Raw genomic sequence first — 15808 nt, forward strand, 5'->3', positions numbered from 1 at the left:
ACCGGGGCCGGTTGCCGCTACCGCGTTAGCGCAGGTCAGGCCACGTTTTCGGTGCCGGGTAGCGGAGGTAGCGGACTTTCCGGGGGTGGGGGGCAGTAGCGGGCCCATGCGTCGTGCAGATCGGCGGCGTGGTAGCCCTTGAGGACGCTCCCGGCGGTCTTGATGTTGCGGGAAGCGATCGGCTCGTTGTCGGCCGTCATGTACTCGGCGAGCATCCGGGACAGGCGCCGGTTGTCGAGCGGCTTGCCGTGCAGATCGGCCCACGGGGCGTCGTCCAGGGAGTTCAGCCGGTCCAGGATGGCGACGGTGGGAAGCCGGTCGATACCGACCATGACGTGATCGCGCAGGTCGGTCAGCAGCCGGACCCCGAGACTGCCTTTGTCGTTGGTCTTGGAGGCGGTGACCAGCGTCACGCACGCTTCCCGCGCCCGCTCCGGCCAGTCCCCTCCGGCCGCGTCGGCGATGGCGAGCAGGGGTTCCCACACGTCGGCGGGCCGGTCGGTGACTCCGTCGGGCATGTCCGGCCACGCCCCCATGACGAACCCCCGGGCGCCTTCCGCCCACTGCGCGAGGCGGTCACGGAGCTTGTGTCCCTCGGCTTCATGGACGCGGGCCCGGAAGGCTTCCACGCGTTCGTTGCGGGCCCGTCGGCGCATGCGGATGACGACGGAACGGGTCATGATCGTGTCGGGCAGGGAGCCGAGTCCGGCGACCGCGACGGCGCAGTACGAGGGGAACGCCTGCACGCTCTGGTTGCCGCCGTCGCCGATACACCGGTAGGTGACCCCGGTGCGGCGGTGACCGGCGTTCAGGAACCCGCGCAGTTCCTCGTTGTCCCCCGCCTTCGGGCCGAAGATCGTGTCGATCTCATCGAACAGGATCGTCGGCCGACCGCTGGGGTTGGACACGGACCGGAACAGGGCTGCGGCGGACGCGTTGACGGCCGTCATGGGCTGTGGGACCAGCGTCTCTACGATCTCCAGCGCCCGTGACTTCCCGGAGCCGGGTTCCGGGGAGAGGAAGGCGAGACGGGGGGTGGAGTCGAAGCAGTCGAGCAGGTGGGCGTGCGCGTCCCACAGGGCCACGGCGACGTAGGCGGCTTCGGTCGGGAAGACGTTGAACCGGCGGTGGAAGGCTTCCACCTCGTTGAGCAGCGCGGCCCCGTCGATGGTGGGGGTCATGCGGCGGCCCTTCCTTCCGTGGTGGTGGCGTGCGGGCAGGTGCCGACCCGTACGCGGGCTTGCAGTTCCATGACGGCGGCGCGGCCCCGGGCGCGTTCGTGGTGCCCGCAGGCACACAGCCAGTCCGCGACCGGTACACCCGAGCACCGGATCTGAAGCCCCGGGGTGATGCCGGTGACGGTGACCGTCTGCGGGTCAGAGCCAAGAGCAGTACGGACGCCCTTGCGGGCGGCGCCTGTCGGCTCGCCCACGGCCGGGCGCGATGCGGCCGGTTCGGCGGCGCGCGGGTCCGCCGTGGTGGTGATGCTCTTCAGAGGGGGGCGGGAGCGGGGGTTCATGCCGCCTCCCGCCTGCGCTGGTTGTGTGCGATGGACCAGTTGAGGGCGCTGCGGAGGGTGGAGCGGCACTCGGACGCGGACAGTCCGGCCGCCTCGCCCCCCTCCTGAAGAGCCTGTTCGACCACGTGCCGGGGGATGTCGCCCCACGCGACGAACCGTCCCAGGGCGCGGGCGGCCCTAAACAACTTCGCTTCCCGCTCGCCGACTTGAGCCGTGGCGACGTTCCGTGTCTCGTTGGCGAGTGCTACATCCGCATATCGGCGGGATTGCCCCACGATGGCCACTGAGGGCGCCTGAGACGGCTTGGGGGCGGGTTGCAGGATGGTTTGGAGCCAGACGGGCAGAGAGGCGGTCTCAGAGCCGCACAGAGCCTCGTACCGTCCGGCGGGGGTGATGCTGCCCGCCGCGACGACGTAGCCGCCCCACGCGCGGGTGTCGACCGAATCCGCCACGGTCCCGGCGGTGTTGGACAGCCGCACCCCTTCCGGGGCGGTGAAGTACAGGTGCTGTCCACCGCTCGCGGTCCGCACGCGGTAGGTGGTGGGGACTGCGTGGCCGGCGCGCTCGCAGAGCGCTCGAAAGGTTGTCGCGCCGTCAGGCGCGTCCGAACTGCCCTTGTGCTCGGGCGTGTCCAGGTCGACCACGAGCAGCCCGGAGGGGCCGCACGCGATGCCGACGTTGAACGGGGCACGCGACCAGGCGGCGCGGATACGGTCGGGGTCGGTGGTGGCCCGCTGCTCCCACTTGCGGTGCCCGGAGGCGCATTCACCGGTGCGAGGGCAGGACTTCTCCCCGTGCAGCGCGGGCGGCTTGCCTCCGGGCCGCAGGGGGAAGACGTACCAGCCGCGTTCGGCCGCGTCCAGGGCGGCGCGCATCAGGTGCTCACTCACGCGGCCACCCCCAGAGACTGGGCAAGGGTGTCGAGGAGGAGGGTGTAGGCGTGGATGGCCTGGTGGATCACGACACCGTTACCGAGGATCTTGAGCTGGTCGGAGCGGGACAGGTCCAGGTCCGCGCCGGTCACCCAGCCTTGGTCGGCGCCCATCATCCATTCCACGAACGCCGGGGACAGGCGGCGGTTGCCTTTGGTGCCCGGCTCCGTCGGCTCGGGCGCCGGCCGTCCGAGAACGGCTTCCCAGCGGCGGATGGCAGGTCCGTAGTCGGTGCCGTTGGTGGCCACCCACCGCCTGTCGAGGCGGACGGCCTGGCTGGGCAGGTAGTAGTTCCCCGCCGTATCGCGCTGGTTGGGACCGCCGTGCGGGCCGTCGGACGCCTTGGGGGTGGGCAGCAGGTTGACGACCACCTCGTTCAGCGGGCGGGAGTTGGTGCCCAGCAGGTTGGATGCGCCGGACTTCCAGTCACGGGCCGCGGGGGTGGGCAGCAGGGTCACGGCGGTGCGCAGGTTCATGCCGCCCTTGCGCTTGGGGGAGGTGCCGGGGCCGCCGGTTCCGTCGGCGGCGGCGGGGGTGGGCAGCAGGCTCATCCGTCCGTCGGGGGCAGCAAGAAGACCACTTCGTCCTCCAGCGTGGGCCCGTGCCCGCCCGCCCTGCGCTTGTCCGGGTGCTGCGGTCCGCCATTCCGCCCCAACTGTGACGTGGGGGTCTTCAGCAGCGGGATAGGCGAGGGCGAACCAGCGGTCGCGGCGGTGGCAGGCTCCGACTTCGGGGTCTCCAGCGCGTAGGCACATCCACCGTGCGTCATACCCGCACGCGGCCAGGTCCGCGGCGACGACGTCGAGTCCCCGGCTGCGGATTGCGGCGACGTTCTCCAGGAAGACAAGTCGGGGTCGAAGGTGGCGAATGGCGTGGGCGACGGTTTTCCACAGTCCGGAGCGGTCACCGGCGATCCCTCCCCGAGGTCCGGCGTTGGAGATGTCCTGGCAGGGAAACCCGGCGGTCAGTGCCGTAGGGCGGGGCAGTGTGGCTGCCAGCGCCGGCCAGTCGACCGCGGTGATGTCACCCACGTTGCGCGCGTGCGGCAGCCGGGCGGCCAGCAGCTTGGATGCGGCTTGGTCCTTCTCGGCTACCACGATCGTGGACAGGCCCGTGACGGCTTCCACGGCCTGGTCCAGAGCGGCGGATCCGGTGCACAGACTGACGTTGCCGCCCTCGTGCGGGGCGGCAGCGGGATAGGTCATGCTGGAGTTCTCCAGTTCCTCGAAGGTGCTGGCTGGACAAGGGCAGCCCCGCGTTCTTGGCGGGATGGGGGCTGCCCTTGGCGTAGCTAGAAGGGCGGTTCGTCGCTGTAGCCGCCGGGCCCCCACGGGTCCCGGCTGGTGTCACGGCGACGCAGCCACCGGGGCCGACGCGGCAGGGGCATCAGAAGCCAGCGGCAGGTCTGGTTCCAGCAGCCGCAGAACTCGATGTCGCTCCCGGCGTACTCGCCGTTCTCGTCGCCGTAGGGGTGCTCGATGCCGCCGAATCCCTCGCACGTACGGCAGTCGGGACGGGGCGTGTCGGTCAGGACCAGGGCCCGACGGGGCCAGTGGGCGACCTGGATGCGCAGCCGGGGCAGGGGACGGGAGGTCATGCAGGGTGTTCCTTCCTGGTCAGTTGAGTTCGATGCGGGTGGCAGCCCAGGTGCGGTTCTTGCGGGCACCGTCCTGGCGGACCCACTCGGCGATTGCCTGGCGGGCTGCGGCCTCGGAGCGGGCGCGGACGGTTCCGGCGGCTTCCCCGTCGTGGTGCCTGCCGTCGCTGACGGTGGCGGTCCAGCGGTAGGTGCGCTTCATGGGCCTCTCCGTCACTGCTGGTTGTTGGTCCTGGCCCACACGCCAGTCGTCTTGCTCCGCACGTTGCGCTGGTCCTGGTAGACGGGCCCCTCGTAGTGGTGATGGACGTCCGGGGCGGGCTTGGCGCGCTTGGCGAGCCGGGCGAGGGCGAGCACCAGGGCGGTCGGGGCGCCGAAGACGATCGCGCAGACGATCGGGTCGGCGAACTGGGACACGTACATGAGCACGGACGCGGTGCCGCCGATCATGGCGGTGGTGGCGCCGCCGGCGAGCATGAGCACGCTCGCGTCCGTGGCGCCCTGGCTCATCGGCGGGCGGCCCGGCTGTGCGACGGGCGGGGCGCTGCCGTAGGCGGGCACCGGGCTGTCGTCGCGGTGTGCGGTGGGGGTCTGGGGTGCGGGCCGGTAGGCGTCGGCGATGATCCGCGCGGCTTCGGCTGCTGCCTCGTCGTCGGTCATCCGGGTGTCCGGGCGGACCGTGCTGGGGGTGTGCTCGGGATACATGCGGAATCCCTTCCGGTACGCGGTTGGGGAGGCGGGGGCACCCCCTGCCGGGTGGCTTCAGAGGGGGGTTCGGGGCTCTGACCTGGGGCGCCTCCCCGCCTCCCCGAAACGGTGTTTCCGCTGATCAACGCGGGGGAGGCGGGGTGGGGAGGCGGTTGGGGAGTTCTCCCCGCCTCCCCTGTGCGGGACGGCTTGCCTCCCCGTGATCAGCAGGCGGAAGCGGAACCGTCCATGTCGCGGTTGGCGAGCGCCCGCAGGACGTGATCACGGTGGACGACCATGACTCCGTGAGACTTCTTCGGCTCCTCGCCGTGCTCCTCCAGCAGTTGCTTCAGCCGGTCGTTGGTCCACTCGTCGCCGTACGCCTTGGCATCCAGCGCGTGCAGCCGCTTCAGCACCTCGTTGGTCCGCAGCCTCGGTGCGTCGCCGATGACGTCGGCGACGTCGGCGAGCGGATCACGCTCCTCGCCCCGGTCGACGGTGCGCAGGGTGGTCGTGCCGTCGCGCAGGGCCTTGGCCCGCTCCGCGATCTCGGCTGCCGGCTCGTCACCGATGAAGTGGGTGCGGACCGTGATGGACGCCTGCCCGGCGGGGATGGTGATGCCGTCCGAGGCGACCACGAGGGTTCCCTTGTCCAGGCCCTGGCGCAGCAGGTGCGGAGCCGCGCCGGCGTTGACGGCTTTGGCGCCGAGCGCCATCTCCGCCTGAGACTCGGTGCCTACCACGAGGGAGGCGCGGGTGTGGGCGCCCTCGCGGACCAGCTTGGGAAGGTTCTGGTCGGTGGGGTCCTGCGTGCCCTGCCACATCAGCACATCCACCGCACGGCCCTGGTTGTGAATCTTGCGGACGGCCATGAAGTATCGGGAGGTGGCCTTGGCGCCGCCGTAGGGCCGCTTGTCGTCGCCGACGACCGGGCACATGAACGCGAGCTGTGCTTCGTCCACCAGGACGATGAGGGGCGGGAAGACGGCGGTCGGGTCCATCCGGCGGGTCTCGATCCGCCGGTTCATCTCCTCGACCCCGTTCTCGACCATCTCGGTTGCCTGGATAACGTGGTCGTCGGAGGGTCCCTCGATCAGTACCTGTGCGATGCCGTCGAACATGGCCCAGTCGCCGATGCCTTTCAGGTCGGCGATCCAGAACTGCACCGACCGGTCCAGCGCCAGCCACAGGGCCAGAGCCCGCAGGGAAGCGGTCTTGCCCTGGTTCGACAACCCGGTGATGAGCAGGTGGCGCTGATACAGGCTCAAGGCGGCGGCGTCGCCGCGCAGGTCCTGGCCCCACGGGGCCTTGCCGGTCTTGTAGTTCGCGGTCAGGGTCTCGTCTGTGACCAGCGGGGACGGGCCGATCGGCTCATCCAGCGCCCCCGAGTCGGCGATCCACAGCCGGACCGTGCGGGCCGCCTCGGGGATCGTGATGAACACCTCGTGCTCATGCCGGGTCAGGTTCTCTGCCAGCTTGCGCCGCTTGTTCTGCACCTCGTTCGTGGAGACCCCGGACGGCAGGGTGACGTCGACTTCCACACCGCATCCGGCGATCCGGATCGGCCCGAGCATGCTCGCGCCGGCGTCGCCCATCTCCTTGATGGCGTTACGCAGCGCGGGAACCCCCAGGTCGCGCAGGGCCTTGACCACAATCGACGGGGTGATGGGCTCACCCTCGCCCGACCGGGCGTTCGCGGGGAGCGCCCACCCGGGTGCGGCCTGCTGCTTGCTGCCGACCGACCAGAGGGCGAGCAGGGCGAGGAACGGGCCGATCGCCAGGGCCGGTCCCCACACCACCTGAACGATCGTGATCATCAGGTTGATGAACTTGATGACCGCCATCAGGGGCGTGACGACCTCGGTGGCGTCCTTGGTGGCTATCGCCATGGCAATACCGAGCAGGACCAGCCCGCCGACGCCCATACCGGCGCTCACGGCCGCGCCCTTGGCGGCATCCAGCGGGGAGTGCAGCAGCTCCATGCGACGGCGGTGGCGTGCCTCGCGGTAACGCTGCCCCCGCTCCTCCCACTCCGCAGCCGACTCATGGTTCCCGGCCGCTTCAGCAGCCCGCAGCATGCGCTCATAGCGGGCAGCGGTCCGCCCGTCCCACGTGCGCTTGGCCACGATCCGCGCCCCACCCGCCACGTACAGGGCGTGCCGGGCCACCACGCGGGCCCCGGTCCGCGTCGCCTCATGGGTGACCGCGGTCTTCAGCGCACGCCCGGAGCGCACCCACAACGGCACGACCGGCGCCGGCGGCGGGTCGGGGACGACGGTGAGCACGGTCGGCGCATCCGCACCGGCCGGGGGATCGGTGTTCTTGTGCAGGTGAACGACAGTGCCGCTCATGATGGGGAGGTCTCCTGACTGCCCCGTACGGGGGCGGGAAGTTGAGGGGGCGTCCACCGCGCCCGTGCGTCGGCGCGGGCGCGGTGGACGCGGTATCAGCGGCCGTGACGTGCGCGGTTCTCGGCGTGGCCGAGCTGGGACGGGTCGGTACGCGGGCCGTCGATCCAGCAGAACGGGCGGATAGTGTCCGCGGCCTTGAACACGCGGATGGCGGCGCCCTCGGGGGCGTCCGGCGGGGCGTAGACGCGGCCCCGGTGCAGGGAGGCCAGCAGGCGGGCGGCATGGTGCTCGCACCCGTCCGCGCCAGCGTTGCGGACGTCGAGCACGGTCACGACGACCGGGCCCCCGCACGGGGTCGGGTCGTCGGGGTGAGCGGCTGGGCAGCGGGTGTCGGTCACTGGTCGTCCTCGTCGCCGGGCGTCCAGGGGATACGGGTGATACCGGCCCACACCGCGAGCCAGCCAAGCACCGCTGGCACGATGATGCGGCAGATGATCTCAAGCCAGTTCACGGCATCCTCCGTGGGTCGGACCGCAGCAGTGGGCGGCACGGGCCATGCTCACCACCACCCCGACGACTTCTTCGCGGCCTTGACCTTCGCGTTCTCCGTCACGATCCGGACCCGCTCGGCCTGCAACGCGGCCATCTCAGCCGTCAGCCGCGTCTCGGCAGCACTCCATGCCGCATCGATCCGCTGCTCCGCACCGCCGGCGCTGCGGCCCTTCACGATCCGGTACGAACCGCCCGCCAACGCGGCGAGGACAGCGCGGCGCTCACGGCCGTCCAGCGGCCACATCTCCCGGTTACGGACCGCTTCCAGCTTGCGTGTCGTCTCCCGGATCGCCTTGTCCAGGCGGCGGGTATCGGGCTTGCCCATGGTCAGGAACTCCTCAGGGGGTCGCAGGGATCGGGGAAGGCACAGGGAGTGCAGGTGCCGAGCGACGGGGGGATGACGTAGCCCGCATCGCGCCGGCACTGCGGGCACAGGCGGCGGGCGGCATTCGCCTTGGCCAGGGCCGCCCACTTGGCCGGCGTCATTGGCCGGACGGGCTTGGCAGCGTCGACGCGGTACAGGTAGGCCACCAGCGGGCCCCGGCGGCGGCGCGGCCGTTCAAGCTGCGCGGCCACACCCTGACCGCCGGGCCGCAGGCCGCGTGCCCGGAGCTGCCGGTAGGTGGCGTATCCGTCCGGTGCGAGATGCCACCGGAAGACCGGCAGCGCGGCCATCAGGCGGCGGCGCCGCGTGCCTTGGCGAGCTGGGCGTAGATGCTGCCCACGTAGGACGCGGACCGGGTGGCCGCGACCGCTGCCTCACGGATGGTCAGACCGTTCTTCCATGCTGCCTCGATGGCTGCGCGGGCGGCGGTGGCGTCCAGTCGCTCCGCAGGCGCGGGGGTGGTGTCCACCTCGGTCGGGAGCGGCTTGTCCGTGGCGTCCACGGTCCGGGTCGGCATGGGCCCTGCGGTGCCGTTGAACAGCCAGTCGACCTGCTTGCGGGACTCGCTCTCCCAGGTGGCTGCGGCGGGGTCGGTGACCTGCGATGTCATGGTGGACACGGCAGGGTCGGTTTCCTGGTCGTGTGCCTCGCCCGTGGTGAGCGCGGGGGCGACGGCCGCGGGCGTGTCCACCTGGTCGTGTTCCAGGGTCGCGGTCACCGGCTCGACCGGTCCCCATACCGGCAGTTCCCAGTGGGACTCGGGTGTGACGCTGGCCAGTGCCCGGCCGGTGCCGTCGCCCTGGCGGGCGGCCTCCAGCGTCGACCACGCTCCGGACAGCCGCTCGGCTGTCCGGGCCTGGACCCGTGCGACGCGGGCCCCTGCCTCCGTCACGGCCTCCAGCCGGGTCTCCTCGGTGCCAGCCTGCGCCCGGAGCCTGGCGCGGGAGACAGCCGCCTGGTCCCGTGCATCCTGCTGGATGTCGCGGATCTGGTCGAGCGCGTCCGGGGTGAGCGCGGTCCGCTCCCACAGCCCGTGGACCAGCCACAGGGCTTTGGCAGCGATCGGCAGCCAGGCCACGGCCAGCCATGCGCCCACGGACTGATTGGCGGTGAGTGCGTGGGCGATCAGGACGCCGGTCGCGATCAGGCCGAACGACCAGCCGACGCCGGTCACGGTGCGGGAGTGGTCGCCCTGCGCGGCGAGGCGTCGTTCATAGGCGAGGGTGGCCAGCCATCCCCCGTCGATCCCGAGACCGACGACCAGCGCGACCAGCCACGGCATCGCCGTGCCCAGCCACATCACGACCACGGCCAGGGTGAGCACCATGGACACCGCCGTCATCGCGACAGCGGGCAGCACGGTCTTGGCGTTCATGCCACCGTCCTTACGCACCGCTTGCACAGCGGACGACCTTCGGGTCCGATCGCGGGGGTGACGTAGATGCTGGAGCCCTCCACGCCACAAGCCGCCATCGTCTTGGACAGGCCGTCGTCCTCCACCACGCCGTATTGAGCGCGCAGGTGGAGCAAACCGGTCCGGCTGCGCACGTAGCGCCACGGGATGTTGGGGTTCGCCAACCCGGCGGGGTGCCACCCGCCAGCGGGCATCACGAACGGCTCGCTCATGCCGCACCCCCGTCCGCGCCGTAGTGGCGGTAGGTGGTCGGCGGCTTCTTCGCGAGCTGCTTACGCAGGTAATCGGTGTGCCAGCCCAGCCCCCAGTCAGCGGCCGGCGGCTCACCCAACGCGCCGGTCAGAGCAATGACCGCGTCCAGCACACGGTCTTCCAGCAGGAGCCGGAACGCTTCGCGGTCGGCGAAGGTGGCCGGTGCGGGGATGCTGATGGCGTCCAGGACGGCGGCCAGGAACTCGCGGGTGTCGTCGTTCACGCCGCACCCCCGACCGCGAGCAGGGCGGCGAGGATGAGCAGGGCCCCGCCGGCCCGGATGAGGTCGACGGCGCGGCGCAGGCACATGAACTTGACCACGGCCAGCCGGGACAGTCCGGCGATGTCCGCCGCAAGGTCACGCGAGACAGCCTCGCTGACCTCGTCGGGGGTGAGGGTGGCCCACAGCGGGAAGCCGTGCCGGCCGCTCAGGTTCGGACGGACCGACCGCAGCAGCAGTCCCGCAGCAGCGACCAACGTCGCCGTGCCCATACCGCCGACGATCGCGGCGGGCAGGTTCAGCGGCAGCCCGCGGGCGACCGTCCAGCAACCGGCCAGCACCGCACCGACGAACGCCAGCAACAGGGCAGTCTTGTTGTCCGTCCGCGCAATCTCCGCCTTCACCTCAGCGTGCGCGGCCGTCAGGTTCGCGTCGGCGGCGCTCACGCGGCACCGCCCGGGGCAACGCGGCCGGTGGTGCGGTTGGCGAGCACCGCACGCTCGGCAAGCACCCGCGCCAGGGCACGGCGCGTACGGCGGGTGTCCAGCTCGTTCGGGGTGCGGTCGAGCGTGATGATCTGCGCGTCGATCAGGTCGACGTCCGCCAGGATCAGCGGCATCTCCTGCTCGATCGCGTCCAGCTCCGCGGCCGTCGGTTCGATCCGGTCGGCGAACGCGGTAACAGCGTCCTGAACAGTGACGATGGGGTTCATGGGTCGTGGTTCTCCTCAGTAGGTGGAAACGGCCCGAAAGCACCCCCGGAGCTGCAACTCCGGGGGTGCGCGCCGTTGTGGACTGAAACCGCACATCGGCGGTGCGGCGGGCAGCGTGGGACAGTCGATAGCCGGGCCGGATCCCATGACCCGGCGGGCCTGAAGCTCAGCCCCGGCTCACGCCTGGGATGTATGCGGGCCCGGCGTTGTGGCAGGTCAGGCCCGCGTCTGGAGGTGCGTTCGCTCATGGGCCATCTTGTTGTTGAGATTCACATCCCAGGCGTGCCCTCGCGCCGACCTGCGTCCGCAGGAGCACTCCCACATCCACAGACCCTTCTTGGTCAAAAAGCTGCGCGCATTGTGGACGTACCGCATGACGGGTCCTTCCAGCTGTCGACGGTTGTTGGTGGTACTTGCCGTTGGAGCCGGTAGCTCCGACTCCCCGCGCCCCCGCCCGTCCGGACCCCGATGACGCAGGGCCCGTACGGGCGGGAGAGGCAGTCGGCCGCAGCAGAGGAGCTGCGGACCGGGACGGACCGTGAGAGGTGCTAGCGGGGCTGCTCGGTCAGGTGAGCCGCATCCTCGTAGGCGGTGCGGATCTCCTGCTGCTGCCAGGCCAGCTCAGCCGCACTCGGCGCAGGGTCCTGCCGACTGAGGTCAGCGGCCGACGCGTCCGCGTGGGCTTGCAGGTGCCATGCCGCCGGGTCGGCCCCCATCAGCACACCCCCGCGGGAGCTCCCGCAGCCGGGTGACCGGCCGCGTGCGGGTGCGGGCGAGGGGGACGGACGGGAAGCGGCGGCTTGGTCTTCCCGTGCTCGGTGTCGGCCATCAACGACCACCCCGCGCACGGGCGTTGTCCTCGCTGCGCTTGTTCTGCTCAGCGTTCTTCCGCGACAACTCGTCGCGCTCCTGATCTGTCAGACTCAGCACTACAGATGCCTCCAACACAGGTGTCTGTACGCGGTCCCCCGGGGTGCCACCCGAGGGACCGCTCTTGTGTGGAACCCTTCCGGCTCCCCTCAGCGCTGCACGTACGAGACGCGCAGCGGAGGCAACCGGCCGCAGCAGATGAGCTGCGGAGAGGTCGATGCGCGACGTAGCCGCGCGGTCCGTCTTTTCGACTCGGGGAGACGGGACCCACCTATGCAGTTCTCAAGGAACAGACCCTCCCCGGCAAGCGCGGTAACCCCTGGTCAGAGGGGCTCTCGTCCTCACGAGACCCGCCGGGCGCTCTGCGGTCGTGCAGCTCGAAGCAGCCCAAAGAAGGCCCCTCCGTTTCGCTTCCGCATGCGCGGCGGCGATAGACTGACCGTATCGCTATTCGCGAAAGGTGGCAAGGTTGGGGTGGTGGGCGTATCGCTTACCGTGTAAAGCAGTGAGGTTGGCAGCCGAACGGCCTGAGATGGGGACCAGATGAGTAGCAGTGATTGGGTCAGTAGCTCGGTGCCGTACGTGGTGCCCAGGGCGAAGGGCGAGGGTGACGCGTGGCAGGACGAAGCCGCAGCCAAGGGGGGTGTGGGCAGTCAGCGCATCGTCTGGGCTGGTGAGGTGCCCGCGCCCGCGGAGGTAGCGGCGCTGCTCGCGATCGAGGGCGGCACTGACGTCGTAGTGCGACAGAGGGTGATCTATCTGGATGACCAGCCGACCGAGCTGACCGACACCTACTATCCGGTGGACGTGGCCCGGGGCACGCGACTGGAGGGGACCGCCAAGATTCGGGGTGGCGCGGTCACGCTCCTCGCCGAACTGGGCTACACCGCGCATCGCGTCCGCGAGGAGGTTTCAGCGCGGATGCCTACTGAGGCCGAGCGGCGAGTACTCGTCCTCGCAGACACGGTCCCCGTTCTGTGCATGACCCGAGTGACGCTGGATGTCGCCGGTCGGCCCTTCCAGGTTGACGTGTCCGTCTTCCCTGCAAGCGGGCAGCGACTTTGCTACGAACTCGAACCGAGGAGCTGACGTGCCCAAGGCAGAGCAGGACGCCCACGATCGGCGTCCCCTTCACGAGCGCATCGCGGCCGATCTGCGCGACGAGATCATGTCGGGCGATCTCCCGCCCGGGGTCAGTCTCCCGTCGACTCAGCGGCTCAAGGATCGGTTCGAGGCGTCCAACGCGACCGTACAGAAGGCGCTCCAAGTCCTAAAGGATGAACGACTCGTCATCGGCCGCGCCGGTGCGAGCGTCACCGTTCGGGAGCACCGGCAGGAAACCATCCGACCGGCCGACACCGGGCAGCCTGCACCCCCTGGTGAGCAGTACTCATGGCTCACCGTGGCCAGCAGGAGAGGCAAACGCGGAAGCATCGAGTTGTTGGAGGTCGCGGAAGTGCAGCCACCAGCGGACGTGACCGCAGCGCTCGGGCTGAGCGAGGGGGGAACGGCCGTCATGAGGAGCCAAGTCCTCTCGTATGACGACGTGCCAGTTGAACTGGTGAAGTCCTACTACCCTGTCGAGCTTGCCAGGGGGACAGCGATGACCGAGCGACGGAAGATTCGCGGCGGAACGCCCGCCCTGCTCGCCGGGATGGGGTACCCGCCGCGCCACACGGTGGATCGAGTGTCGGCCCGTGTGCCTACTCAGGAGCAGTTCGAGGCCCTGCAATTGCCCAGCGACCTACCCGTGCTTCGCACGTTCCGGGTGGTCTACAGCGACGACGAACGCCCGATTGAGGTCACGGTGATGGCCAAGGCGGGGCATCTGTATGAGCTTCAGTACGAGTTCGTCTGACCCGAGCATTCCCCCAGGTGTTCCCCGGATGAGGAGATCGCCGGGAAGACAGCAGGTCAGGGGTACCGAAAGGGGCCCGCTGTAAATCTGCCGGCTCAGCCTTCCCAGGTTCGAATCCTGGCGCCGCCACACGGGAACGAAGGGCCCGTGATCTGTCAGACGACAGGTCACGGGCCCTTCGTCGTGTGATCACGGCGCGCGACCCGGCCCGGCCGGGCGGAGGGGCCGGCGCTCGTGCGCGTTCCCCCTCGTCGAGGGCGCGGGTCCGGAGCCGCTTCGGACGGGCCCGGTGTCGTGACGAAGATCATAAAGAGCCCAGCCGTGCCAACAGGGCGTGGTGTCCCCCCGTTGCTGTCGGAAGGGACGTCGCCCGAGCGGATCAGGCGCGGTGGCGGTGGTGGGGGACCTACGTAGCCTTGATCACGTAGGGAGACGGGTCACCCGTTCCGGGTGTTGCTGTGCACTGCTGCCAAAAGGAGACATGCCATGACCGCTTCCTCTGTGGGCTCCCGGCGTTCGGAGGCCGATGTCAGCGGCTTCACAGCCTCACGGCAGATGGCCCAGGCGTTGCAACAGATCCTGGCGGATCTCGTCGAACTGCACATCCAGGGGAAGCAGGCCCACTGGAACGTGGTCGGCCACAACTTCCGTGACCTGCATCTGCAACTCGATCAAATCGTCGACGACGCCCGGGAGTCGGCCGACGTCATCGCCGAACGCATGCGTGCTCTCGACCACTGGCCGGACGGTCGCTCCGACACCGTGGCGGCGAACACCACACTGCCCGCGTTCCCGGAGGGGGAGGTGAGCGTGAGTGCCGTCGTCGATCTTGTCACCGCGCGCCTGCGTGCCACCGTCGACACGGTGCGCACCTATCACGACCAGGTCGACAACGAGGATCCCTCGACCGCCGACCTGCTGCACGCGATCATCGACTCCCTGGAGAAGCACGCCTGGATGATCAGCGCGGAGAACCGGACCGGCTGATACCGATCCCCGCGTTGCCCGTGTTCGCCACGGCGGTTCCTGCGCGCGGCCGGGATCGCGTGGGCATGGAGGAGACTGGCTCCATGGCCTCCCGTCGTAGAACCTGCCCGGTGTGCCGTCGTGACATCGCCGTCGTCGCGGGACGCTTCGCGCGGCACGACCCGCCCGGCGCGCGCGAGAGCGGCGAACTCGTCTCGTGCGCCGGCTCACGGCGACAGGCTCAACTGGACGCGGCCCAGCCGACGTTGGACGGGTACGCCGTGCCGGACTTCCCCGGGCAGTTGCCCCTTTTCTGATGGATCTTCTGATGGATTTTGCCGGGTGACGCCGACCGGTCCTGCGAGGTCTGCGGGTCCTGCCGGTCAACAGGTCCAACGGGCCGCGGGCGGCCTCAGTTCCCCGCCACCGACTTCACGGCGACCGACACCGGCGTCGACCCGCCGATCAGCTCCAGCGTCAGACCGGCCGTCGCCGGGCTCTCCACCAGCTCCGCGAGTACGGCGGCCACATCCGCGCGCGGGACAGAGCCGCGCCCGGTGTGCGCCTCCAGACGTACCACGCCGGTGCCCGGGTCGTTCGTCAGCCTGCCGGGGCGCAGGATCGTCCAGTCCAGTGCGTCCAGGCCGGTCACGTACGCGTCGGCCGCGCCCTTGGCGCGCAGATACGCGTCGAAGACCTCGTCTCCCTCGTGCGCCGGGTCCGCGCCCATCGAGGAGACGACCAGGAAGCGACGCACACCCGCCTGGACGGCCGCGCTCGCGAACAGCACCGCCGCACCCTTGTCCACCGTCTCCTTGCGGGTCGTGCCGCTGCCCGGTCCCGCGCCGGCCGCGAACACGGCGGCGTCCGCGCCCCGCAACCGCTCCGCGACCTCCTCGACCGAGGCCGACTCCAGGTCGAGGACGATCGGTTCGGCACCGGCTTCCCGCAGATCGCCTTCCTGTTCGGCCTTGCGGATGATCCCCGCGACCTCGTCCCCGCGGGCCGAGAGGAGCCGCTCCAGCCGCAGCGCGATCTGACCATGACCACCTGCAATGACAATGCGCATGTTTCCGACCGTACGCCCGAAGAGCCGCATCCGCCGCATGAGTTCGGCCCGGTTCCCGCGTCGAGCGCATGGGCCGCTCCCGGCCCGGCGCGCACCCCTTGTCGGCCGCCGGTCTCTTCGCGGCGAGCGCCCCGCGTGCGAGCCCGTATCGAGCGCTCCCCTTCCCCTCGCTCCCCTTCACCTCGTCCACCCGATTCCCCCCGCTCCACCCGATTCCCCTGCCGGTCGGCGCCGCCCCGGCCCGCCGTCTCCCGGCCCCACACCCCCCCAGCCCAGCCCCTCTGTCCCCGTTATCTTTTTCGCGGTCCTGCAAGAGGGCCGCTGGCCTCCGGGCCCGGCATGACTGTGTCCCCCTGTCGAAGGCATGACCTGGGGGGTGGTGTTCACCGGGCCCGGGAGGTGTCCGTCGGAGACGCTGATCAGA

The 15808-nt window shown here is 70.4% G+C and carries 20 protein-coding genes and 1 pseudogene; 4 read left to right on the forward strand and 17 right to left on the reverse strand.

The window, feature by feature from the left end; translation table 11 throughout:
• Window positions 1-35: 35 nt before the first annotated feature.
• From ACFYTE_RS28900 to ACFYTE_RS28975, 16 genes and pseudogenes are all read right to left on the reverse strand, one after another.
• Window positions 36-1181 carry a DUF3631 domain-containing protein gene (locus ACFYTE_RS28900; protein WP_388716442.1) on the reverse strand — a complete coding sequence of 382 codons (1146 nt, stop codon included), beginning with the start codon at window positions 1179-1181 and terminating at the stop codon, window positions 36-38.
• Window positions 1178-1519, reverse strand: coding sequence for a hypothetical protein (locus ACFYTE_RS28905; protein ID WP_388716444.1), 342 nt, complete (start codon window positions 1517-1519; stop codon window positions 1178-1180). Before ACFYTE_RS28905 ends, ACFYTE_RS28900 begins: the two co-directional genes overlap by 4 nt.
• Window positions 1516-2394, reverse strand: coding sequence for a bifunctional DNA primase/polymerase (locus ACFYTE_RS28910; protein WP_388716514.1), 879 nt, complete (start codon window positions 2392-2394; stop codon window positions 1516-1518). The genes ACFYTE_RS28905 and ACFYTE_RS28910 overlap by 4 nt, the downstream gene beginning before the upstream one ends.
• Window positions 2395-2405: 11 nt before the next feature.
• Window positions 2406-3656: a DNA cytosine methyltransferase gene (locus tag ACFYTE_RS28915; RefSeq protein ID WP_388716446.1), complete on the reverse strand. Its 1251-nt coding sequence runs from the start codon at window positions 3654-3656 to the stop codon at window positions 2406-2408.
• An 86-nt stretch (window positions 3657-3742) separates the two neighbouring features.
• A complete protein-coding gene (locus ACFYTE_RS28920; RefSeq protein WP_388716449.1) occupies window positions 3743-4048 on the reverse strand; it encodes a hypothetical protein in 306 nt (101 codons plus the stop codon).
• 19 nt (window positions 4049-4067) lie between these two features.
• On the reverse strand, window positions 4068-4250 hold the full coding sequence (locus ACFYTE_RS28925; protein WP_388716452.1) for a hypothetical protein: 183 nt from the start codon (window positions 4248-4250) through the stop codon (window positions 4068-4070).
• A gap of 11 nt (window positions 4251-4261) precedes the next feature.
• On the reverse strand, window positions 4262-4753 hold the full coding sequence (locus ACFYTE_RS28930; protein ID WP_388716455.1) for a hypothetical protein: 492 nt from the start codon (window positions 4751-4753) through the stop codon (window positions 4262-4264).
• A 206-nt stretch (window positions 4754-4959) separates the two neighbouring features.
• Window positions 4960-7086 (reverse strand): FtsK/SpoIIIE domain-containing protein, encoded by a 2127-nt coding sequence (locus ACFYTE_RS28935; protein ID WP_388716458.1) that lies wholly within the window; start codon window positions 7084-7086, stop codon window positions 4960-4962.
• 95 nt (window positions 7087-7181) lie between these two features.
• Window positions 7182-7484: a hypothetical protein gene (locus ACFYTE_RS28940; RefSeq protein WP_388716461.1), complete on the reverse strand. Its 303-nt coding sequence runs from the start codon at window positions 7482-7484 to the stop codon at window positions 7182-7184.
• A gap of 161 nt (window positions 7485-7645) precedes the next feature.
• Window positions 7646-7963 carry a hypothetical protein gene (locus ACFYTE_RS28945; RefSeq protein ID WP_388716465.1) on the reverse strand — a complete coding sequence of 106 codons (318 nt, stop codon included), beginning with the start codon at window positions 7961-7963 and terminating at the stop codon, window positions 7646-7648.
• Between the two features lie 2 nt (window positions 7964-7965).
• Window positions 7966-8313, reverse strand: a complete 348-nt coding sequence (locus ACFYTE_RS28950) for an RRQRL motif-containing zinc-binding protein (protein ID WP_388716468.1) — start codon at window positions 8311-8313, stop codon at window positions 7966-7968.
• A gap of 410 nt (window positions 8314-8723) precedes the next feature.
• Window positions 8724-9398 (reverse strand): annotated as a pseudogene (locus ACFYTE_RS28955) (protein spdB); the annotation flags it as partial.
• Window positions 9395-9649 (reverse strand): hypothetical protein, encoded by a 255-nt coding sequence (locus ACFYTE_RS28960; protein ID WP_388716471.1) that lies wholly within the window; start codon window positions 9647-9649, stop codon window positions 9395-9397. The pseudogene ACFYTE_RS28955 and the gene ACFYTE_RS28960, both read right to left, overlap by 4 nt.
• The gene (locus ACFYTE_RS28965; RefSeq protein ID WP_388716473.1) at window positions 9646-9912 is read right to left on the reverse strand and encodes a hypothetical protein; all 267 of its coding nucleotides are present in this window, start codon (window positions 9910-9912) and stop codon (window positions 9646-9648) included. The genes ACFYTE_RS28960 and ACFYTE_RS28965 overlap by 4 nt, the downstream gene beginning before the upstream one ends.
• Complete coding sequence (locus ACFYTE_RS28970) at window positions 9909-10355, reverse strand: Pycsar system effector family protein (RefSeq protein ID WP_388716476.1); 447 nt, start codon at window positions 10353-10355, stop codon at window positions 9909-9911. Before ACFYTE_RS28970 ends, ACFYTE_RS28965 begins: the two co-directional genes overlap by 4 nt.
• Window positions 10352-10621 carry a DUF6284 family protein gene (locus ACFYTE_RS28975; protein WP_388716478.1) on the reverse strand — a complete coding sequence of 90 codons (270 nt, stop codon included), beginning with the start codon at window positions 10619-10621 and terminating at the stop codon, window positions 10352-10354. The genes ACFYTE_RS28970 and ACFYTE_RS28975 overlap by 4 nt, the downstream gene beginning before the upstream one ends.
• 1413 nt (window positions 10622-12034) lie before the next feature.
• Here ACFYTE_RS28975 and ACFYTE_RS28980 point away from each other — a divergent pair.
• The 4 genes from ACFYTE_RS28980 (at window position 12035) to ACFYTE_RS28995 (ending at window position 14632) form a co-directional block, all read left to right on the forward strand.
• On the forward strand, window positions 12035-12580 hold the full coding sequence (locus tag ACFYTE_RS28980; RefSeq protein WP_388716481.1) for a GntR family transcriptional regulator: 546 nt from the start codon (window positions 12035-12037) through the stop codon (window positions 12578-12580).
• Window position 12581: 1 nt separating this feature from the next.
• Window positions 12582-13349, forward strand: coding sequence for a GntR family transcriptional regulator (locus ACFYTE_RS28985; RefSeq protein WP_388716483.1), 768 nt, complete (start codon window positions 12582-12584; stop codon window positions 13347-13349).
• A gap of 486 nt (window positions 13350-13835) precedes the next feature.
• On the forward strand, window positions 13836-14336 hold the full coding sequence (locus ACFYTE_RS28990) for a Dps family protein (protein ID WP_388716486.1): 501 nt from the start codon (window positions 13836-13838) through the stop codon (window positions 14334-14336).
• A gap of 83 nt (window positions 14337-14419) precedes the next feature.
• Entirely contained in the window at window positions 14420-14632 is a 213-nt protein-coding gene (locus ACFYTE_RS28995; protein WP_388716517.1) for a hypothetical protein, read from the forward strand.
• Window positions 14633-14727: 95 nt separating this feature from the next.
• Here the strand turns inward: ACFYTE_RS28995 and ACFYTE_RS29000 are convergent, their stop codons facing one another.
• Entirely contained in the window at window positions 14728-15384 is a 657-nt protein-coding gene (locus ACFYTE_RS29000) for an SDR family oxidoreductase (protein WP_388716489.1), read from the reverse strand.
• Window positions 15385-15808: the final 424 nt, after the last annotated feature.

The organism is Streptomyces sp. NPDC004629 (assembly GCF_042873595.1).
Classification (GTDB): domain Bacteria; phylum Actinomycetota; class Actinomycetes; order Streptomycetales; family Streptomycetaceae; genus Streptomyces.